We start from the raw sequence: 19971 nt of genomic DNA, 5'->3' as shown, positions 1-19971 counted from the left end.
TACCATTGCGACACTTTTATCAGTCTCTTTGAGAACCCTATGCGTCGCCTTGCCTCTCTTCTCACTCTGTCGTTATTCCCCCTGCTCGGTGGCTGCAGCAGCGCCCCAGCGCCAAAGCCCGTGGTAGTCCCCCAGCCCAAGAGCGCCTTTATCAATCAGGCGCCATCGAGCAAACCCGTTTATACACAAGGGGTTAGCAAGGGGGACTTCGCCAACCGCCCCAACGTGGACCGGTTCGTCCAGAAGATGGTCGAGAAGCACGGTTTTGACAACGCCCAGCTGCATCAGGTGCTGGCACAGGCAGAGCGTTACGACTGGATCATCCGCCTGATGGATGCCCAGGCGCCGACCACCGCCAAGCCCACCGGCCCGACCGGCGCCTGGAACCGCTATCGCGCCAAGTTCATCACCCCCGACAACGTACAGAACGGCGTCAACTTCTGGCGTGAATACGCAAGCGAGCTGAACCGGGCGGAGCAGATCTACGGGGTGCCGCCGGAGATCATCGTCGGCATTATCGGGGTCGAGACCCGCTGGGGCCGGGTGATGGGCAAGACCCGCATTCTGGATGCACTGGCCACCCTGGCGTTTGATTACCCGCGCCGCGCCGAGTTCTTCACGAGCGAATTGGAAGCCTTCCTGGTGATGACCCGCGACGAGGGGATGGACCCCACCGAACCCAAGGGCTCCTATGCGGGCGCCATGGGCTACGGCCAGTTTATGCCCTCCAGCTTCCAGCGCTATGCGGTGGACTTTGACGGCAACGGCCACACCAACCTGTGGGATCCGGTAGATGCCATCGGCAGCGTCGCCAACTACTTCAAGGCCCACGGCTGGGAGAAAGGCCAACCGGTGGCGGTGCGCGGTCAGGGCCAACTGCCCGGCTATGAGCATGGCTTCCAGACCCGCTACCGGGTCGCCACCCTGCGCCGCGCAGGGCTGACCCCCACCAGCAGCCTAGGCAACCACAGCGAGTCGAGCCTGCTACGCCTCGATGTAGGCACCGGCTACCAATACTGGTACGGCCTGCCCAACTTCTACACCATCACCCGCTACAACCACAGCACCCACTACGCCATGGCGGTGTGGCAGCTGGGGCTGGCGGTGAAAGAGGCCAAAGGCGGTTACTGAGTCAAGCACTGATTTGCCAACAAAAACGGGCCTGCTGGCCCGTTTTTGTTATTCGTTTTCCAGCAACCAGCGTTTGAGCAGTGCCGCTAACTGAGCCTGCTCCGCCTCGGTCAGTGGCGCCAGCAGGCGACGCTCGTTGGCCACGTGCAGCTCAACCGCCCGGTCAATGAGCGCTTTGCCCGATTCGGTCAGGCAGACCAGCAGGCTGCGCCGATCGCTGGGCGCCGCTTGCCGCTCTATCAGTCCCCGCTCGGCCAGCTTGTCGAGCCGGGCCGTCATGGCACCCGAACTCAACATGGCCGACTGGTAGAGCACTGTCGGCGTCAGTGGCTCACCCGACCGACGCAGGGTCGCCAAAATGTCGAAGTCCGTGCCAAGCAAGCCGCACTCCTTGAGCTCTTCACTCACCTCACGACCGGCAATTGCCGCCATCCGGGCTACCCGACCCAGCACCCCCATAGGAGAACAGTCGAGATCCGGTCGCTGCCGGGCCCACTGAGCCAGCAGCAGGTCTACATGATCTGATTCCATCGCCAACTACTTATCTTTATATCGAGATACTTGATGATAAATCAATTTGGCGCTAATTTATCTTCACTTGAAGATACTTTACGAAGAGATAAATAATGCCAATGCTGATCGCCTTGCTGGCTCCACTGCTGTGGGGCAGCACCTATGCTGTCGTCAGCCTCTACCTGACTGACTACTCGCCCTACTGGGTTGCCGTATGGCGGGCACTGCCTGCCGGGCTGCTCTTGTTACTGTTGCATCCGCGCATGCCGCCTCTGCCCTGGGGCAAGCAGTTCCTGTTGGCGTTTTGCAACATTGCCGCCTTCTTCGCTTTGCTGTTTGTGGCAGCCTTCCGGCTGCCGGGGGCAGTAGCAGGTACACTTGGTGCCACCCTGCCGCTGGTGCTGATGCTACTGGCCTGGTTGCAAGATGGCACACGACCGAGCCTGAAATGGCTACTGCTGGGATTGATGGGGTTGGCTGGGGTATTACTGTTGCTCAACCCCTCTGCCAATCTGGATCCTGTCGGAGTTGCATGCGCCATGCTGGCCACAGTGCTGATCGGCCAATCCAGCCGCTGGATGCGCCACTGGCCGGTAAACGATCTGCTGGCGCTGACCGCCTGGCAATTGCTGCTTGGGGGCTTGATGCTGATCCCGCTCGCCTGGTGGCTGGCTGGCCCAATGCCGTTACCGGATCCGGCCAGTGTGCCGGGATTGCTCTGGTTGATCCTGCTCAACACCGCGCTGGGCTACTGGGCCTGGTTGTGGGGATTAAAGCACCACGGCCCGGAGGTGATGGGCATGCTGGCCCTCACCAATCCCATGATGGCTGTGTCGCTTGGGGTATTGATGGTGGGTGAAACCCTGGATGTCAGCCAGTGGATCGGCATCGGGGTGATCCTGCTCTCCCTGTTCCTGATGAAACTGCCAGCACGCTCCTTCTTCAAACGTTGGCAAGCCCGCCGAGCGAGTACAGGGATCTGTAACGAGGTGTAAACACCAGACCACCTCACCCCATGCATAAACAAGAGGAGCCATTGCGGCTCCTCTTTTTAGTCAGCGGTCAGTGACTGGAAGGTGGCTTATACGCCGGCCTTGGCCAGTGCCGCGGAGACGATCTGCTGGGCTTCCTGCTGGATGAGGTCGAGGTGCGCGTCGCCCTTGAAGCTCTCCATATAGATCTTGTAGATGGACTCGGTGCCGGAGGGGCGCGCCGCGAACCAGCCGTTCTCGGTCACCACCTTGAGGCCGCCGATGGCGGCATCGTTGCCCGGCGCCTTGGTCAGCTTGGCGATGATGGGCTCACCGGCAAGCGTTGAGGCTTCTACCAGTGCCGGATCCAGCTTGGAGAGCACCGCTTTCTGGGCGCTGTTGGCCGGGGCGTCGATACGGCGATAGCTGGAGCGGCCAAATTTGGCTTCCAGTACGTCGTAATGAGCCTGCGGATCCTTGCCGGTCACCGCCAGAATTTCCGCTGCCAGCAGCGCCAGAATGAAACCATCCTTGTCGGTGGTCCAGACGGTACCATCTTTGCGCAGGAAGGAGGCGCCCGCGCTCTCTTCGCCGCCAAAGCCAAACTCGCCGCTGTAGAGGCCATCCACGAACCACTTGAAGCCGACCGGCACCTCTTTCAGGGTGCGGCCAATCTCGCCGGCAACCCGGTCGATCATGGAGGAAGAGACCAGCGTCTTGCCAACGGCCGCATCCGCAGACCAGCCGGTGCGATGGGTAAACAGATACTGGATTGCCACCGCCAGGTAATGGTTCGGGTTCATCAGGCCGGACTTGGTAACGATGCCGTGACGGTCGTAGTCAGGGTCGTTGCCAAGGGCGATGTCGAACTTGTCCTTGAGGGCAATCAGACTGGCCATAGCGAACGGGCTGGAGCAGTCCATCCGGATCTTGCCGTCTTTATCCAGGGTCATGAAGGAGAAGGTCGGGTCGACCTTGTAGTTCACCACCTCGATATTCAGGCCATAGGTCTTGGCGATGACGTCCCAGTAGGCAACGCCGGAGCCGCCCAGCGGATCGACACCGATCTTGATGCCCGCATTCTTGATGGCGTCCATGTCCAGCACGTTCTTCAGATCATCCACATAAGGGGTGACATAGTCGTGCTCCACCACGAACGGGCTCTTGAGGGCTTCGGCAAACGGCATCCGTTTCACGCCAGCCAGACCCGCTTCCAGAATGGCGTTGGCGCGGTCTTCCACCCACTTGGTGATCTCCCCTTCGGCGGGGCCACCATGGGGCGGGTTGTACTTGAAGCCACCATCTTCCGGAGGGTTGTGGGACGGAGTGATCACCACACCGTCAGCACGGGCAGCCGGTTTGCCTGCATTGTGGCGCAGGATGGCGTGAGAGATGACCGGGGTCGGGGTAAAGCCCATACCGGCTTGAATGCGAGTTTCAACGCCGTTGGCGGCCAGCACTTCGACGGCGCTGGCAAAAGCGGATTCGGACAGGGCGTGGGTATCCATGCCGACAAACAGCGGGCCAGTGATGCCGGCCTGCTGGCGATACTCCACCAGCGCCTGGGTCACCGCCAGAATATGGGATTCGGTAAAGGCGCTGTGCAGGGCGCTGCCACGGTGGCCGGAGGTACCGAAGGCAACCCGCTGCTCGGGGCGGCTCATGTCCGGCTTGTTGAGGTAGTAGGCGCTGACCAGACGGGGGATGTTGGTCAGATCGCTTAAACGGGCCGGTTGACCGGCGTGGGAATGCTGAGCCATGGCGTTTTCCTTGCGTAATGGCGGCCTTGCCGGGCAAGGCCTGAGTCTTGAAGAATCGTTAAATGGCGCCACACACCTGCGCGATCACCTCTTCGCCATAGCCCATGCTGGCCATCAGCTGGGCCACCATATTCTGCTTGCGGCTGGTGTTGGTGTTGGTGATTACCCAGAACGGGGTCTCCGGTACCGGCTTGGGCTTGGTGGTGCTGCCACTGGCACGCAGAGCCTCGGGATCCTGCGAGAAATAGACGCGCTTGCGCCCCTTGATTTCGGTGGCCTGGGTAAAGCCTTCCGGGTTATCCCGGTAGAGGGTACTCAGCACCAGCATGAAGCGGTTGATGGACTTCTCTTCTTTTTGCAGCTCACCAGAATCGAGCAAGGCTTGCAGCCCTTGTTGGGTGGCTACGGTACTGGGCTGCGCGACAGCAACGGGCTCGGCAACCGGCACACGTTGGTGAGCAGGCTGTTCCAGCAGACGGCGCAGGATATCGGAGGCACTCTCACCAATGTGCCGGGTCTGGCTGGCGATATAGAAGTAGAGATCGTCATCAAGCTCGATGGTTTTCATAGGGATGCGCTGGACTCGTCGAAATTCGGATGCGGCGATTATACATAGGCAAACCCGACAGCCCAAGCAAGGGGCTGGCAGATGTACATGAATCTCATCGAGAATACGGCATAATAGCGGGCCAAGTGTGTGATCAGCCGCACTGATAGCCGATCCGGACGGGATTTTTTAGAAAAAAAACCACATAAAATCCCAATCCATTGGACGAAATCCTTTTCCTTCCAGTGCGTTAAATAAAACAGCGATACGCACCCACGACCGACAAGGTGTCATTTTGCAACAAAACAGCATATTGAACTTCAAGGAGCAGGGTCAGGGGCCGGCGGTCATTCTGATCCACGGGCTGTTCGGCAGCCTCGACAACCTCGGCCTGCTGGCCCGTGCCCTCTGCGAACAGTACCGGGTCATCAGCGTCGATCTGCGCAACCACGGCGCCTCCTTTCATAGCAGCGAGATGAGCTATCCGGCCCAAGCTGGCGACATCCTGACCCTGATGGATCGGCTGAATATTGCCGAAGCGACCCTGATTGGCCACTCGATGGGCGGCAAGGTAGGGATGCAGGTCGCCAAGCTGGCGCCAGCGCGGGTGACCAAGCTGGTCGTCGCCGACATGGCGCCAGTCGCCTATCCCCACTCCCGCCACCAGAATGTGTTCGCCGGACTCAACGCCACACTGCGCACGCCGCCGCAAAGCCGTAGTGAAGCGGAAGCCATGCTGGCGCAGCATATCGAGCTCGCCGGGGTGCGCCAGTTCCTGCTCAAATCCTTCGCCAGAGGCGAGCATGGCTGGGGTTGGCGCTTCAATGTGCCCGCCCTTGAGCAAAACTACGCCAACATCATGGGCTGGCCAGAGGATGAGCATCGCTTCGAGGGGCCTGTGCTCTTTATCAAGGGGGGGAATTCTGACTATATGCAGCTCCAATACAGCGAGACGGCACTGGCCCAATTCCCGGCGGCAAAGGTGCGTGTCATCGCGGGTACCGGCCACTGGTTGCATGCGGAAAAACCGGCTCTGTTCAACAAATTGGTTGTGGATTTCCTGTCGACAGGCGGTTAACAGTTTCAAATCCTTTGTGATATAGTGCGCCCGTCATAAGGAGTGTGCGCAATCCATGCTAAGTGAACATATCGACCTGATCGAAAGTTTGGGCCTCAAGTTATTCTTTGTGGCCATTTTCATATTGATTGGCCTGGCCATTCAGGACGTGCTCAAGCGCGGCAACGTGCCCCGTTTCGGTCGTTTTATCGTCTGGTTGGTACTGTTTCTGGGTTGTGCGGGTTTTGTCGCCAAGGGGCTGATCGAACTGGGCTGGGAAGGCTCAGGACTCGGCTAACTTATTTTCATCTGTGATGTATGGCCAAACAGCAAACTGATCGAACAACACTGGATCTGTTCGCAAATGAGAAGCGCCCCGGCAGGCCAAAGACCAATCCACTCCCCCGCGAGACCCAGCTCAAGATCAACAAGCGTAACCAGCTTAAGCGCGATCGGGAAAATGGGCTGAAGCGGGTAGAGTTAAAGGTGGAGGCCGAGTTGCTGGAGCGCCTGAACCAACTTGCGTTACAACAGAACATCAGCCGAGCCGAGCTGATCCAATCTATCCTGAAACAACAGATTGAGTCCGCCTTTGCGGTGGACATTGCAGTCTGAGCGTTGAGCATTAACACCAAATACGGGTAACTAAACACTATGGCAAGTGTAGGTCTGTTTTTTGGCAGCGATACCGGTAACACCGAAGCTGTCGCCAAGATGATCCAGAAAGAGCTGGGCAAAAACCTGATTGAAGTCCGTGACATCGCCAAGAGCAGCAAGGCCGACATCGAGAGCTTTGATCTGCTGATGTTCGGCATCCCGACTTGGTACTACGGCGAAGCCCAGGCCGACTGGGACGACTTCTTCCCCGATCTGGGCGAAATCGACTTCACCAACAAGCTGGTCGCCATCTTCGGTTGCGGTGATCAGGAAGACTATTCCGAGTACTTCCTCGACGCCATGGGCACCCTGCGTGACATCGTCGAAGCCAAAGGCGCCATCATCATCGGTCACTGGCCGACTGCCGGCTACGAGTTCGAAGCCTCCAAGGCACTGGTCGATGACAAGCACTTTGTCGGTCTGGGTATCGATGAAGATCGCCAGCCGGAGCTGACCGCCGAGCGCGTCAAGGGCTGGTGCAAGCAGCTGCACGAAGAGATGTGCCTAGGCGAGCTGGAGTAATCCGCTTCCCCTCATACCTCTGACAACAAGGGCCCTGACGGGCCCTTGTTGTATCTGCAAGTGGCGATGCCTGCCTTCATTCTCCCCTGTTATTCACCTCTGTGCTCCGGTTTGGCTCGCACATAGAGGGTGCGCTTGACCTGCGCCACCAGCTCGCCGCTCTTGTCTTGTACCGTCACCTCGAATTCGGGGAAATGTTTGTTGCCACCTTCGGTCGCCGCCACGATTTCGGCCAGCTTGCCCTCGGTCAGGTTAAACTCGGCCACCAGCTTGCCCTTGCCCGGCTTGATGTAGTTGATGCTGCCCGCCTTGTCCCAGACGTAGTAGCGATTCTTGAAGTAGCCCATCAGCATCAGCGGATAGATGGGGTCCGTCATGGCAAACATGCTGCCGCCAAACTGGGTGCGGTTGGCGTTCTTGTTCCACCAGCGGGATTTGAGGGTCACCCGGCAGTAGCGAAAGTCATCGCTCAGGGTCTCTATCTTGATACCGGCACCCCAGAAAGGGGGCCAGGCGTTGAGTGCACGGCGCACCCAGGCCGCATTGTCAAAAAGCCAATCCATGGATCTCATCCGACCAGAATATGAAAGTTACATCTTATCAACATCTGCCATGCCAGCAAGTCGGACGACACGATTGATTATTTCAATCCAACCGGCCATTTATGGCTAAACCCCTTGAATTGCTGGGTTTATTTTTAGGGAGGCTACGACCTATAATGACAGGCCAAGCGAGTTCAAGGTTGCCATTCCTGCGGCAGTCCATCAGAATAACCCCACCTTCGAGAATGCGAATAAGTAGAATATGGCAGACAACAACCAAGCGTTAAAAAAGGCCGGGCTCAAGATCACTTTGCCCCGGGTCAAAATCCTGGAAATCCTGCAACAGCCGGACTGCCAGCACACCAGCGCCGAAGATCTCTATAAACGACTGATCGACCTGGGTGAAGAGATTGGTCTCGCTACCGTCTATCGCGTTCTCAACCAGTTTGATGATGCCGGTATCGTTACCCGTCACCACTTCGAAGGTGGCAAGTCGGTATTCGAACTGGCCACTCAGGAGCATCACGACCACCTGGTTTGCCTCGACTGCGGCAAGGTGATCGAGTTCTCCGACGAAGTGATCGAACAGCGTCAGCGCGAGATCGCCAAGAAATTCAATATCCGTCTCACCAATCACAGCCTCTACCTCTACGGTCATTGTGCTACTGGTGAGTGCAAGCACGACGAATAAGTCGGCCGCGACTTGCAGATAACGGACAATAAAAAAGCCAGCTGATGCTGGCTTTTTTATTGTCCGGCGCAGGCCGCTGGCAGCACACAGGGCAGGGTTTCCCCTGCCCTACTGAGTTAGCCTTCTACCTTGCCCCAGGAGTCACGCAGGGCAACGGTGCGGTTGAACACCAGATGCTCCGGGCTGGAGAGCTTGTTGTCGGCGCAGAAGTAACCTTCACGCTCGAACTGGTAAGCCTGCTCCGGCTTGGCGTTCTTGAGCGAAGCTTCGACACGGGCACCCTCGATGATCACCAGGGATTCCGGGTTCAGCGCAGCTTCGAAGTCATCCTCGGCGCCCGGGTTCGGTACCTTGAACAGACGATCGTAGAGACGCACTTCTGCTGGCAGGGAGTGAGTGGCGCTGACCCAGTGGATCACCCCTTTCACCTTGCGGCCATCGGCCGGATCCTTGCCCAGGGTCTCAGGATCGTAGGAACAGTAGATGCAAGTCACCTTGCCATCGGCATCTTTCTCTATGCGCTCAGCCTTGATCACATAGGCATTGCGCAGACGCACTTCCTTGCCCAGCACCAGACGCTTGAACTGCTTGTTCGCCTCTTCTTTGAAGTCCGCTTCGTCGATGAAGATCTCGCGGGTGAAGTTCAGCTCGCGGGTACCCATCTCGGCATTGCTCGGGTGGGCCGGGGCAGTCAGCACTTCGTCGGCAGCCAGGTTCTCGATGACCACTTTCACCGGATGCAGCACGGCCATGGCGCGCGGCGCATTCTCGTTGAGGTCTTCACGGATGCAGGCTTCCAGCATGCTCATCTCGACGATGTTGTCCTGCTTGGTGACGCCGATGCGCTTGCAGAACTCGCGGATGGAGGCCGGGGTGTAACCACGACGACGCAGACCGGAGACGGTCAGCATGCGCGGGTCATCCCAACCATCGACGTGCTTCTCGGTCACCAGCAGGTTCAGCTTGCGCTTGGACATGACGGTGTATTCGAGGTTCAGACGAGAGAACTCGTACTGACGGGGGTGGCAGTCGATGGTGATGTTGTCCAGCACCCAGTCGTACAGGCGACGGTTGTCCTGGAACTCCAGGGTACAGATGGAGTGGGTGATCCCTTCCAGCGCGTCCGAGATGCAGTGGGTGAAGTCATACATCGGGTAGATGCACCACTTGTCACCGGTCTGGTGGTGGTGGGCAAACTTGATGCGGTAGATAACCGGATCACGCATCACCATGAAGGGAGATGCCATGTCAATCTTGGCGCGCAGGCAGGCGGTGCCTTCGGCGAACTCGCCATTCTTCATCTTGGCAAACAGCGCCAGGTTCTCTTCCACGCTGCGATCGCGGAACGGGCTGTTCTTGCCAGCTTCAGTCAGGGTGCCACGGTACTCGCGCATCTGCTCGGGCGTCAGCTCGTCCACATAGGCCAGACCCTTTTCAATCAGCTCGATGGCGTAGCCGTGCAGCTTGTCGAAATAGTCGGAGGAGTAGCAGATCTCGCCGTTCCACTGGAAGCCGAGCCACTGCACGTCCTGCTTGATGGACTCTACGTACTCGATATCTTCCTTCACCGGGTTGGTGTCATCGAAACGCAGGTTGCACTGGCCCTGATAGTCGCGGGCGATGCCGAAGTTCAGACAGATGGACTTGGCGTGGCCGATATGGAGATAACCGTTCGGCTCGGGCGGAAAACGGGTATGCACGCTGCTGTGCTTACCGCTGGCCAGATCTTCATCAATGATCTGACGAATAAAGTTAGTTGGGCTGTTCGCCTGACTCATGGCTCACCTCAAAAAAGCGTCACTGGCGGAAGTTGTGCCGGCTGGCACCCTCATCCCCCCGCCGTCAAGCCGGGTATGATCCCTTATTACGGGCGCTGTCTCAACCTGAATTTGGCACTTCCGGGCCATTTCCCGGCCATTGCACCGCTAAAAACGGCGTGGCTTGGCACATTGCACACCAAATGCATAAAAAAGCCCCGCACGAGGCGGGGCTGAAAGTGATGAAAAACACAAAACAGACAATTACACACAACAAAGGCTCACACGCACAGTCAACCTTTCCCAAACCCGATGCGCCATCGCCCTTGGGAAAGGCGGGTCTTGCGACCCACCTCATGTTAACGGTTGACTGCTATCAGTTCAGTTCGGTGACGCGGCTGGTGCGCTTGCCATCGAAGCTGGTGGTACGCAGGTAGACCTTGCCATTCACGCTCGGCTTGGCCGCGGCGTCATAGGCACTCCAGTTGGTACCGTCCAGGCTGTACTGGATGGGCAGACCCGGCAGATCCACGTTCGCTTCCAGCACACCGTTCACTACCTTGGCACCCGGTACGGAGAGGCGGTATTCAACACCGGCCTGATCCAGTTTCGGCAGCACGCGCTGACCCAGTACGTTGGCAAACTGGTTCCACTCTTTGTTGAGGGTGGCCTTGTTGACGAACTTGGTCTCGCCGGAGAACTCACGACCCTTCACATAGTTCAGCTCAAAGCCACCTTTGTGCCAGGCGCGCTCGGCCACGGAGAAGATACGCGGGTAGACCATGTACTCGTACTGAGCATCGGTACGCACGGTTTCACTCCACTGCTGACCGGAGATCCCCTTGAACTTGACCGGATCCTGGTCACCCTTGGCCACGAAGGCGTTGCCGTCGCGGTCAACCGAAGTCTCGGCGTTCTGCGGCAGGTTTTCCGGGGCGAAGGCAAATACCTTGCGGGTGTCGTTGAAACGGGTTGCCCAGTAGTAGCCACGCTCAGCCGGGTGTACTTCGTTCGGGAAGTCGAAGTAGAGGTAATCCGGGTTGGACAACACCACTTCGTAACCCTTGTGGGCCCACTTCATCGCTTCGTTGAAGCCACCCCAGTAGAGGGTTTCCCAGAAATTGACACGGGTGTTGTCGGTGGCGAAGTCCTTGGCACCGCTGGCGTACTTCAGACCATCTTCCCACGCCTGCAGGGTAGAGAAGCCGCGGTCTTTGACCATCTGGCCCACTTCCTTGGCGAAGTAAACCGGCAGCTCGCCCACTTCCTTGATCTTGCCTTCGTCGATCATCTTCTGGCACATCGGGGACTTGCCAAACGGCTTGTCCTGCTTGCTGGAGTCGACGTTGCCTTTCCAGGCGACCAGCTCTTCTTTCTTGGTGACGGCCGGATCCTGATAGCCACCGCCCTGCATGATGTTCTTAGCCTCATCACCACCGTAGTGCCATGCGGTCAGTGGCTGACCGGCGGCCTGGTGCATCTGGGCAACTTCATCCATGACCTTGGCCACGAAGGTGGCAGCACCCGGCTGGCAAGGGTTGATGAAGGACATCTTGTCGTAGAACTGGACCGAGGTGACGTTGGAGGTGTCAGCCGGATCAGTCAGACGGAACTGGTTGGCTTCCGCCTCTTTGCCTTCCGCCATCAGACGCTTGTAGCGCGCTTCCATGGAGACCACGGCAGCACGGGCGTGGGCCGGCATGTTGATCTCGGGGATCACGGTCACCCCGCGGGCCTTGGCATAACGCACCAGATCCACGTAGTCAGACTTGCTGTAGAAACCGGAACCCTGGTTGTCGCTGGTCGGGCCGGAACCCAGTTGCGGCATCAGGCACTTGGTTTCGGACTCGTCGTGGCAACGCTGGCTACCGACCTGGGTCAGCTCCGGCAGACCCGGGATCTCCAGACGCCAGCCTTCATCGTTGGTCAGGCCAAGGTGCAGCACGTTGAGCTTCATGGCAGACATCTGGTCAACCAGCTTCTTCATGGTATCCAGACTGCGGAAGTGGCGGGCCACGTCGGTCTGCATGCCACGGTATTCAAAGCGCGGCGCATCCTCGACGGTCATCGGGCTCACCAGCTTGTCATCAACACCCAGCAGGGAGATCAGGGATTGTGCACCCCAGAATGCCCCGTCGATGTCGCGCCCCTGGATCACTGTGCCCTTCTGACCGATGGTCATGTCATAGCCTTCAGCCTGCTTGAGCTTGCTGCCGAGCTTGATGGTCACCGGGTAGCCGGTGTCGGAGAGGGTAACACCCAGCTTGGTCAGTTGAGCCTTCAGGGCCTCGGCGCGATCGCTCGCCAGATCCAGGGCATTGAGTTTGATGGTAGAGAAGTCAACCTGCGGGCCAGCTTTGACTACCTGCTTCATCGGGGTCGGCAGGATCTGGTTGTCAATCTTGCCAGCCGGCAGCAGGGTGCTGGTCTGGTTGGCCGCGAAACGGGTTTCGCTGTTCATCAGGATGTTCTTGTCATCCTTGGTGCGCTTCCAGCCATCGGCCGGCATCGGCTTCTCGTAGGTGCTGGCATCATTGATGTTGCTCATGCTGGCCAGTACTTTCGGCTCGGCACCTTCGCTGGCGACATACCAGTTCGGCATGATGTCAGATTCGAACAGTACCCAGTATTCCACCACCAGCGGCACTTCAACCGTGGCATCCTTGGCAAAGCCCTGGAACTTCTCGCTTGGCGTCAAACGATAGAGATCGCCGGTCAGGTGGGTGATGGTGAACTGGTCGTTATCCACACGCTGGATACGACGGATGGAGGAGACGTAGATGCTCCAGTCTTTGGAGGTGACGTCCGCACCGGTATTGGTCAGGTGCAGCTTGGCAACGCCACAGCTCGCCCACTCGGAACCGAGCGCCTGGCAATCGAGGCCGGCACCGGCACCGTCGTTGGTGACCACCTCATACTTGACCACCAGGTTGTTGGCGAGGGAGTCGACCACGGCCTGCTTGGCGGCATCGGCTGCCTGGACCTGGCTGACAAAAACGGTAGACATGGCAATGGCTAACAGAGAATGTTTCAAGTTCATAACTGCTGCTCTCATTTGAAGTAAAGGTTGGATTTTCTTGGCTTTTTTATATGGGGCCCCTGAGTGGGGCCCTTAGTTATGTCAACAATGGACTTAGACTTGAGGTGAGCGAGTCGCTCGATTAACGCAGGGCTTTCATCTCACCGGCGATGATTTCGGCCAATGGGCCCAGAATCACCTGCAGGTTCTGCTCACCGAGTTTGACCACACCGGCCGCACCCAGGGCTTTCAGCTTGCGCTCATCGACGATGCTGCGGTCTTTCAGAGTCAGACGCAGACGGGTGATGCAGGCATCGATGGAGACCAGGTTCTCTTGACCACCCAGCACTTCCAGGTATTGCTTGGCCAGCTCGGTACGGTTGGTAGATTGAGCGGCAGCCGGAGCACTCTCTTCGTCATCTTCACGACCCGGGGTTTTCAGGTTCAGCTTGGCAATCACTACGCGGAACACGGTGTAGTAGAGGCCGAAGAAGACCAGACCCTGAGGGATCAGCATGTACCAGTTGGTCGCCAGCGGGTTACGGCTGGAGAGCACCATATCCACCAGACCGGCACTGAAACCGAAACCGGCCATCCACTGCATGGAGGCAGCGATGAACACGGAGATACCGGTCAGTACGGCGTGGATGACATACAGTACCGGCGCCACGAACATGAAGGAGAACTCGAGCGGCTCGGTTACACCGGTGAAGAAGGAGGCAAAGGCAGCTGCGATCATGATGGAAGCAACTTTCTCTTTGTTCTCTTTCTTGGCGGAGTGGTAGATGGCCAGAGCGGCACCCGGCAGACCGAACATCATGATGGGGAAGAAGCCAGCCTGGTACATACCGACCACGCCTTTCACCTGCTCCAGGCTCTTGCCAGCGGCCAGAGCGGCATCGATGGTAGCCTGACCACCCAGGAAGTTCGGGATGTCGTTGATACCGGCCACGTTGAACCAGAACACGGAGTTCAGGGCGTGGTGCAGACCGATCGGGATCAGCAGACGGTTGAAGAAGGCGTAGATACCGGCACCGGTAGAGCCCAGGCTCACGATGGACTCACCGAAGGAGACCAGACCACCGTAGATTGCCGGCCATACGGCCATCAGGATGAAGGATACAACGATCATCACCACGGAGGTTACGATCGGTACCAGACGACGACCGGAGAAGAAGGAGAGTGCCTTGTGCAGCTCGACGCTGCTGAAGCGGTTGTACAGCTCAGCGGCGATAACACCACACAGGATACCCACGAACTGGTTGCTGATCTTGGCAAACGCGGCAGGAACCTGCTCCACCGGGATGCTCTTGATCTGTGCCACAGCGCCCGGGCTCAGCAGGGTGGTAACGACCAGGAAGCCGACCAGACCTGCCAGCGCAGCAGAACCGTCTTTATCCTTGGACATACCGTAAGCGACACCGACTGCGAACAGTACGGACATGTTATCGATAATGGCTGCGCCCGCTTTAATCAGGAAGGCAGCCAGCGCACTGTCACCACCCCAACCATTCGGGTCAATCCAGTAGCCAACCCCCATCAGGATCGCGGCGGCAGGCAATACCGCTACCGGCACCATCAGGGCACGGCCGATCTTTTGCAAATAACCGAGAATGTTCACGGTTCCTCTCCTTAGTTAATGTTTTTCTAGAAATTAAGTGCTTATCACGTTTGACGCATAAGCCATCAAGGCTTGATTGGCAGTCTAGGGCTTTTATTTCGCTGCGCAAATTAATAAACCGATAATCGTGATCGTTATCACCCAAACAAGATAAAGGTGGTGGATAGATGTGGCTTAGTTCGCAATCTTTATTTACGCTATAAAACAACTTGAATCCGTCTTAGCCAATTGCCACCGCCAAACCGGTCGCAACCCGACACAGAGGTATCCCATATGCGCCTGATCCCGTTGAAATCTGCCAGCCAAGTAGGCCTGTGGTCTGCTCGTTACATCGTTGACCGCATCAACGCGTTCAAGCCGACCAGCGATCGCCCTTTCGTACTGGGCCTGCCCACCGGTGGCACCCCGCTCAACACCTACAAGCGCCTGATCGAGTTGCACAAAGCCGGTGAAGTGAGCTTCCAGAACGTGGTCACCTTCAACATGGACGAGTACGTCGGCCTGCCGGAAGATCACCCGGAGAGCTACCACAGCTTCATGCACAACAACTTCTTCAGTCACATCGACATTCGTCCCGAAAACATCAACATCCTCAACGGCAATGCCGAGGATCTGGTGGCCGAGTGCAAGCGCTACGAAGACAAGATCAAGTCCTACGGCAAGATCCACCTGTTCATGGGTGGCGTGGGTAACGACGGCCACATCGCGTTCAACGAGCCGGCCTCTTCCCTCTCCTCCCGCACCCGGGTCAAGACCCTGACCGAAGACACCCGTATCGCCAACTCCCGCTTCTTCGGTGGCGACATGGAGCAGGTGCCCAAACTGGCCCTGACCGTGGGTGTCGGCACCCTGATGGATGCGGAAGAGATCATGATCCTGGTCACCGGTCACGGCAAGGCACTGGCCCTGCAGGCCGCCGTGGAAGGCAGCGTCAACCACATGTGGACCATCTCCACCCTGCAACTGCATCCGAAGGGAATGATGGTGTGCGACGAGCCCTCAACCATGGAGCTCAAGGTCAAGACCGTTCGCTACTTCCAGCAGCTGGAAGCCGCCAACATCGGCCGTCTGTAAGGAGTCGTCATGTACGCATTGACCAACTGCACCCTCTACACCGGCAGCTGCGTGCTGACCGGCTACGGGGTGCTTATCGAGGGCGACAAGATTGTCGCCATCTCTCACCTGGCCGAACTGCCTGCGGGCATCGAGCAGATTGACCTCAAAGGCGCCAACCTGACTGCCGGTTTTATCGACGTGCAGCTCAACGGCTGTGGCGGGGTGATGTTCAACACCGAGATCACGGTCGAGACCCTGGCGACCATGCAGGCGGCCAACCTCAAATCCGGTACCACCAGCTTCCTGCCGACCCTGATCACCAGTCCGGATGCCGACATGAAGCAGGCCGTTGCGGTGACCCGTGACTACATGGCTGCACACCCCAACGAGGTGCTGGGCGTCCATCTGGAAGGGCCTTACACCAACCTCAAGCGCAAGGGGATCCACCCTGCTGCGCAAATTCGCCAGCCAGCGGACGAGATGATCGACTTCTTCTGCGCCAACGCGGATGCCATCACCAAAATCACCCTGGCTCCGGAGCGCAACGAGCCGGCCCATATCCGCCGTCTGGTAGAAGCGGGCATTCTGGTCTCGGCCGGTCACACTGCCGCCAGTTACGATCAGGCCATGGCCGGGTTCGATAACGGTATTCGCTTTGCGACCCACCTCTACAACGCCATGACTCCGACCCTCAACGGTCGCGAGCCGGGCGTCGTGGGCGCCATCTATGATCGCAAGGATGTCTACGCGGGCATCATCGTCGATGGCCACCATGTACACTGGGCCAACGTGCGTCTGGCTCACAAGGCGCTGGGGGAGCGACTGGTGCTGGTCACTGATGCCACCGCAGCAGCAGGTGCTCCGGAAGGCTTTGAGAAATTTGATTTTTGTGGCACCACCGTCTTTTTACGCGATGGTCAGTGCATCGACGAGAATGGTACACTCGGCGGTTCCTCCCTCACCATGATTGAGGGGGTGGAAAATCTGGTCAAGCAGGTCGGATTACCGCTCGATGAAGCACTGAGAATGGCCAGCCTCTACCCCGCTCGCGCCATTGGATGGGACTCACGTCTCGGTAGTATCCAGGTCGGTAAAGTAGCCAACCTCACTGTCTTCGATCAGGACTTCACGGTCCGTGGGACCGTGGTTAACGGACACTACACACAACAGTGACATCATGACTGGCGGACAAATAGCAAACGTAGATCTTATCAAGCAGGTCAACAGTGCAGCCGTGTATCGGCTCATCGACCTGCAAGGCCCCATCTCCCGGGTCAAGATTGCCGAGTTGAGTCAGCTGGCCCCGGCCAGCGTGACCAAAATAACCCGGCAACTGATCGAGCATGGCCTGATCAAGGAGACCTCTCCGCAAGCCTCAACCGGCGGGCGGCGTGCCATCTCCCTGACCACCATCAAACATCGCTTTCAGTTTGTCTCTGCCAAGCTGGGCCGCGGCTACCTGCAACTGAGTCTCTATGACCTCGATGGCAAGGAGCTCGACCAGCACGTCATTCAGGTGACCGAGATCGACCAGCAACCCGTGGTCGACATGCTGCTGCGAGAGATTGGCGCCTTTATCGATGCCAACCGCGAACGTTGTCGCAACCTCATCAGCATCGCGCTGACCATGCCGGGTCTGGTCAACCCGGAATCCGGTATGGTCATCTACACCCCCAAGTACCAGATCCGCAATCTGGGACTGGCGAAGCTGCTTGAGAACCACTTCAACCTCCCCTGCTACGTGGGCAACGACACCCGCTCGCTGGCGTTGGCCGAACACTTCTTCGGCGAGTCCCGCGACTGCATGGACTCCATTCTGGTGAGTGTCCACCAGGGGACGGGCTCGGGGATCATCACCAAGGGTCAGGTGTTCCTCGGTCAGAACCGCAACGTCGGCGAGATCGGCCATATTCAGGTCGAGCCGCTCGGCAAGCGCTGTCACTGTGGCAACTTCGGCTGCCTCGAGACCATCGCCTCCAACGAAGCGATCATCGACAAGGTGAAAGAGCTCATCAGCCGCGGTCACCAGAGCGCACTGCAAGAGAAGCACATCACCATTCAGGAGGTGTGCAAGGCGGCGCTGGCAGGTGATGAGCTGGCCCGCAGCGTCATCGAGAACGTGGGTGAGCATCTGGGACGAGCGGTGGCCATCACGGTCAACCTGTTCAACCCGCAGAAGGTGCTGATCGCCGGTGAAATCACCGCCGCCGAAGAGATCCTCTTCCCGGCCATCCGTCGCTGCGTCGAGCATCAATCCCTGCCGAGCTTCCACCGTGGCCTGCCCATTGTGAAAGCCCGCTTCCAGAACCAGCCGACCTATGGCGGCTTTGCACTGGTCAAGCGCGCTCTGCTGGAGGGGGATCTGCTGCAGATCATCATGGAGCAGAAGTAAGGCTCTGATCTTGCGAGATAACAAAACGGCAGCCAGTGGCTGCCGTTTTCTATTATGTGCTTGCTGGCGGTTTAGCCCGCCCGACATGGCTTGAACAGATCCAGCTTGTTGTCGTAAACACGGGTCTGCACATCCATGATCCCCAGCATGGAGTGGAACAGGTTATCGTGGGAGAAACGCTGACTGCTCGCCTCCGCCGCCAGGCAACCCATATCCAGCTGGCGATCGGCCTGCAACTGGGACGAGAACCAGGTCAGCAACGGCACCCGGGTCTGATCATCCGGCGCAAACTTGTATGGCGTGCCGTGCAGATAGAGCCCCATGGCCCCGAGGGATTCGCCGTGATCGGAGAGATAGACCAGCCCCACATCATACTGGCTCTCCAGCGACTTGAGCTTGTCTATCAGCAGCCCCACCACCTTGTCGGTGTAGCGGATGGTGTTGTCATAGGTGTTGACCAGCTCTTCGTTGCTGCAGTTTTCAATGTCGCTGCGCGGGCAGTCCGGCATAAAGACGCGCTCGCTGGCAGGGTAACGACGAAAATAGGTCGGGCCATGGCTGCCCATCAGGTGAAAAGCCACCAGCTTGTTGCCCTTCATGCCGGCAATCTGCTGATCCAGCCCCTCCAGCAGCACCTCGTCATAGCAAGACTCCCCCTGACAGAGCGCAGGATAGGATTTGGGGAGGATCTCGATGGTCGGCACATTGCGGCATACCCCTTTGCAACCGCCATCGTTCTCTTTCCACAACACCGAGACTCCGGCATGTTGCAGCACATCGAGCAGGCCGTCACGGGAGCTGGCAAGCTGGTCATCGTAGCCGCGGCGCGTGAGGTTGGAGAACATGCAGGGCACAGAAACCGCAGTAGCCGTACCGCAGGAGCGCACATCTTTGAACGACACCACCCCCTGCTCTTTTGCCGTAAAACTGTTGGTCGCCTTGCCATACCCGTTAAGGGAGTAGTTCTGGCTGCGCGCCGTCTCCCCCACCACCAGGAACATCAAAGTCGGCTTGCTTCCCCGCGCCACCACCTTGGCATCTGTCCCCAGATGCTGGTAGGGGATCGGCGTGGCAAACAGCACATCCCGCCCATATTTGTAGAGGCCGTGCACATAGTTGGCGGGCACAATCTCTTTGGCCAGCGACTTGTTGTTGCGCCCGACCGAAGCGTAATCCTGATAGTAAAGTGACGCGACGCCCCCGATAAACAGCAGAGAGATAGCCAATACACCTGCCCGCAACGCCACCCCCTGATACCAGCAAGCCGGATAGCGGATCCGCAGTGACCAGAGCACCAGAACAGGCAGCAGCCCGGTCAGCAGAAACCAGAGCGCAACCGAGCCATTCAAATAGGCCCCCGCCTCACCACTGTTGGTCTCCACTATGTTCTGGATCATGCCAGCATCAAAGATGACGCCGTATTTGAGCATGGCGTAGCTGACGATGGAGCCAGTCAGAATAAGCACGGTAAAAAAGGGCTTGAGCACAAACCGGAACGTGAAGGGAATAAACACGGCATTGAGCGCCGCGATCAGCACCAGCGGGATCGAGATGGCAAATCCGGCTTTGACATGGGTCAGGGCGCTAAGCACCGTATAGAAATGCAAAAAGATTGGCCAGTTCAGTACCAGGGCGAAAAAGAGCACCAGCAACAGATTGGTCTGCAGTACACCGAGGGTTACACGCATAAACAACTCCTACATACCGGCCTGCAGTGCAGCGGGCCGGCCAAGCC

At 58.2% G+C, this 19971-nt stretch carries 18 protein-coding genes; 10 read left to right on the top strand and 8 right to left on the bottom strand.

Going from position 1 to position 19971, the window contains the following annotated elements:
- Window positions 1-39 precede the first annotated feature (39 nt).
- Window positions 40-1131, top strand: a complete 1092-nt coding sequence (gene mltB, locus BN1139_RS00755; RefSeq protein WP_013723926.1) for a lytic murein transglycosylase B — start codon at window positions 40-42, stop codon at window positions 1129-1131.
- A 48-nt stretch (window positions 1132-1179) separates the two neighbouring features.
- Here mltB and BN1139_RS00750 read toward each other — a convergent pair whose 3' ends face one another.
- Window positions 1180-1662 (bottom strand): MarR family winged helix-turn-helix transcriptional regulator, encoded by a 483-nt coding sequence (locus BN1139_RS00750; protein ID WP_005334289.1) that lies wholly within the window; start codon window positions 1660-1662, stop codon window positions 1180-1182.
- A gap of 95 nt (window positions 1663-1757) precedes the next feature.
- Between BN1139_RS00750 and BN1139_RS00745 the strand changes: the two genes are divergently transcribed.
- Window positions 1758-2639 (top strand): DMT family transporter, encoded by an 882-nt coding sequence (locus BN1139_RS00745; protein WP_005350543.1) that lies wholly within the window; start codon window positions 1758-1760, stop codon window positions 2637-2639.
- A gap of 86 nt (window positions 2640-2725) precedes the next feature.
- On the opposite strand, the gene pgm is transcribed toward BN1139_RS00745, so the two are convergent.
- Window positions 2726-4375, bottom strand: coding sequence for a phosphoglucomutase (alpha-D-glucose-1,6-bisphosphate-dependent) (pgm, locus tag BN1139_RS00740; RefSeq protein WP_005350542.1), 1650 nt, complete (start codon window positions 4373-4375; stop codon window positions 2726-2728).
- A gap of 58 nt (window positions 4376-4433) precedes the next feature.
- Window positions 4434-4943, bottom strand: coding sequence for a replication initiation negative regulator SeqA (gene seqA / locus BN1139_RS00735; RefSeq protein ID WP_005350541.1), 510 nt, complete (start codon window positions 4941-4943; stop codon window positions 4434-4436).
- 274 nt (window positions 4944-5217) lie between these two features.
- On the opposite strand from seqA, the gene BN1139_RS00730 reads away from it, so the two are divergent.
- The 4 genes from BN1139_RS00730 to fldA are packed head-to-tail and all read left to right on the top strand — an operon-like array spanning window position 5218 to window position 7158.
- Entirely contained in the window at window positions 5218-6000 is a 783-nt protein-coding gene (locus BN1139_RS00730) for an alpha/beta fold hydrolase (RefSeq protein WP_005350539.1), read from the top strand.
- Window positions 6001-6055: 55 nt separating this feature from the next.
- Window positions 6056-6277, top strand: coding sequence for a DUF2788 domain-containing protein (locus BN1139_RS00725; protein ID WP_005334296.1), 222 nt, complete (start codon window positions 6056-6058; stop codon window positions 6275-6277).
- Window positions 6278-6297: 20 nt separating this feature from the next.
- The gene (gene ybfE / locus BN1139_RS00720) at window positions 6298-6594 is read left to right on the top strand and encodes a LexA regulated protein (RefSeq protein WP_005334297.1); all 297 of its coding nucleotides are present in this window, start codon (window positions 6298-6300) and stop codon (window positions 6592-6594) included.
- A 39-nt stretch (window positions 6595-6633) separates the two neighbouring features.
- Entirely contained in the window at window positions 6634-7158 is a 525-nt protein-coding gene (fldA, locus tag BN1139_RS00715) for a flavodoxin FldA (RefSeq protein ID WP_005334298.1), read from the top strand.
- Window positions 7159-7247: 89 nt separating this feature from the next.
- Here fldA and BN1139_RS00710 read toward each other — a convergent pair whose 3' ends face one another.
- Window positions 7248-7721, bottom strand: a complete 474-nt coding sequence (locus BN1139_RS00710) for a DUF4442 domain-containing protein (protein WP_005334300.1) — start codon at window positions 7719-7721, stop codon at window positions 7248-7250.
- Window positions 7722-7962: 241 nt separating this feature from the next.
- On the opposite strand from BN1139_RS00710, the gene fur reads away from it, so the two are divergent.
- Window positions 7963-8391 carry a ferric iron uptake transcriptional regulator gene (gene fur / locus BN1139_RS00705; RefSeq protein WP_005334301.1) on the top strand — a complete coding sequence of 143 codons (429 nt, stop codon included), beginning with the start codon at window positions 7963-7965 and terminating at the stop codon, window positions 8389-8391.
- Between the two features lie 116 nt (window positions 8392-8507).
- Here the strand turns inward: fur and glnS are convergent, their stop codons facing one another.
- The 3 genes from glnS to nagE all read right to left on the bottom strand — a co-directional run bounded on the left by glnS (window position 8508) and on the right by nagE (window position 14788).
- On the bottom strand, window positions 8508-10169 hold the full coding sequence (gene glnS / locus BN1139_RS00700) for a glutamine--tRNA ligase (protein WP_005350535.1): 1662 nt from the start codon (window positions 10167-10169) through the stop codon (window positions 8508-8510).
- 355 nt (window positions 10170-10524) lie between these two features.
- On the bottom strand, window positions 10525-13188 hold the full coding sequence (locus tag BN1139_RS00695; protein ID WP_005350533.1) for a beta-N-acetylhexosaminidase: 2664 nt from the start codon (window positions 13186-13188) through the stop codon (window positions 10525-10527).
- A gap of 121 nt (window positions 13189-13309) precedes the next feature.
- The gene (nagE, locus tag BN1139_RS00690; protein WP_005334306.1) at window positions 13310-14788 is read right to left on the bottom strand and encodes an N-acetylglucosamine-specific PTS transporter subunit IIBC; all 1479 of its coding nucleotides are present in this window, start codon (window positions 14786-14788) and stop codon (window positions 13310-13312) included.
- A 273-nt stretch (window positions 14789-15061) separates the two neighbouring features.
- Between nagE and nagB the strand changes: the two genes are divergently transcribed.
- The 3 genes from nagB to nagC are packed head-to-tail and all read left to right on the top strand — an operon-like array spanning window position 15062 to window position 18236.
- Window positions 15062-15862 carry a glucosamine-6-phosphate deaminase gene (gene nagB, locus BN1139_RS00685; RefSeq protein WP_005334308.1) on the top strand — a complete coding sequence of 267 codons (801 nt, stop codon included), beginning with the start codon at window positions 15062-15064 and terminating at the stop codon, window positions 15860-15862.
- A 9-nt stretch (window positions 15863-15871) separates the two neighbouring features.
- Complete coding sequence (nagA, locus tag BN1139_RS00680; RefSeq protein WP_005350531.1) at window positions 15872-17017, top strand: N-acetylglucosamine-6-phosphate deacetylase; 1146 nt, start codon at window positions 15872-15874, stop codon at window positions 17015-17017.
- A 4-nt stretch (window positions 17018-17021) separates the two neighbouring features.
- On the top strand, window positions 17022-18236 hold the full coding sequence (nagC, locus tag BN1139_RS00675) for a DNA-binding transcriptional regulator NagC (RefSeq protein WP_005334312.1): 1215 nt from the start codon (window positions 17022-17024) through the stop codon (window positions 18234-18236).
- A gap of 71 nt (window positions 18237-18307) precedes the next feature.
- On the opposite strand, the gene BN1139_RS00670 is transcribed toward nagC, so the two are convergent.
- Complete coding sequence (locus tag BN1139_RS00670) at window positions 18308-19924, bottom strand: phosphoethanolamine transferase (RefSeq protein ID WP_005350530.1); 1617 nt, start codon at window positions 19922-19924, stop codon at window positions 18308-18310.
- Between the last annotated feature and the right edge of the window lie 47 nt (window positions 19925-19971).

The organism is Aeromonas veronii bv. veronii, from assembly GCF_000820225.1.
Classification (GTDB): Bacteria; Pseudomonadota; Gammaproteobacteria; order Enterobacterales; family Aeromonadaceae; genus Aeromonas; species Aeromonas veronii.
Note: the sequence above shows the minus strand (reverse complement) of the source record. Positions and strands in the feature narration are given on the sequence as shown.

Excerpts from the sequence above, each read along its gene's own strand:
- BN1139_RS00670 (WP_005350530.1), bottom strand. The coding sequence starts at position 19,924 with ATGCGTGTAACCCTCGGTGTACTGCAGACCAATCTGTTGCTGGTGCTC.
- ybfE (WP_005334297.1), top strand. The coding sequence starts at position 6,298 with ATGGCCAAACAGCAAACTGATCGAACAACACTGGATCTGTTCGCAAAT.
- BN1139_RS00745 (WP_005350543.1), top strand. The coding sequence starts at position 1,758 with ATGCCAATGCTGATCGCCTTGCTGGCTCCACTGCTGTGGGGCAGCACC.
- pgm (WP_005350542.1), bottom strand. The coding sequence starts at position 4,375 with ATGGCTCAGCATTCCCACGCCGGTCAACCGGCCCGTTTAAGCGATCTG.
- nagC (WP_005334312.1), top strand. The coding sequence starts at position 17,022 with ATGACTGGCGGACAAATAGCAAACGTAGATCTTATCAAGCAGGTCAAC.
- BN1139_RS00750 (WP_005334289.1), bottom strand. The coding sequence starts at position 1,662 with ATGGAATCAGATCATGTAGACCTGCTGCTGGCTCAGTGGGCCCGGCAG.
- nagB (WP_005334308.1), top strand. The coding sequence starts at position 15,062 with ATGCGCCTGATCCCGTTGAAATCTGCCAGCCAAGTAGGCCTGTGGTCT.
- seqA (WP_005350541.1), bottom strand. The coding sequence starts at position 4,943 with ATGAAAACCATCGAGCTTGATGACGATCTCTACTTCTATATCGCCAGC.
- BN1139_RS00725 (WP_005334296.1), top strand. The coding sequence starts at position 6,056 with ATGCTAAGTGAACATATCGACCTGATCGAAAGTTTGGGCCTCAAGTTA.
- BN1139_RS00710 (WP_005334300.1), bottom strand. The coding sequence starts at position 7,721 with ATGGATTGGCTTTTTGACAATGCGGCCTGGGTGCGCCGTGCACTCAAC.
- glnS (WP_005350535.1), bottom strand. The coding sequence starts at position 10,169 with ATGAGTCAGGCGAACAGCCCAACTAACTTTATTCGTCAGATCATTGAT.
- mltB (WP_013723926.1), top strand. The coding sequence starts at position 40 with ATGCGTCGCCTTGCCTCTCTTCTCACTCTGTCGTTATTCCCCCTGCTC.
- fldA (WP_005334298.1), top strand. The coding sequence starts at position 6,634 with ATGGCAAGTGTAGGTCTGTTTTTTGGCAGCGATACCGGTAACACCGAA.
- nagA (WP_005350531.1), top strand. The coding sequence starts at position 15,872 with ATGTACGCATTGACCAACTGCACCCTCTACACCGGCAGCTGCGTGCTG.
- BN1139_RS00695 (WP_005350533.1), bottom strand. The coding sequence starts at position 13,188 with ATGAACTTGAAACATTCTCTGTTAGCCATTGCCATGTCTACCGTTTTT.
- fur (WP_005334301.1), top strand. The coding sequence starts at position 7,963 with ATGGCAGACAACAACCAAGCGTTAAAAAAGGCCGGGCTCAAGATCACT.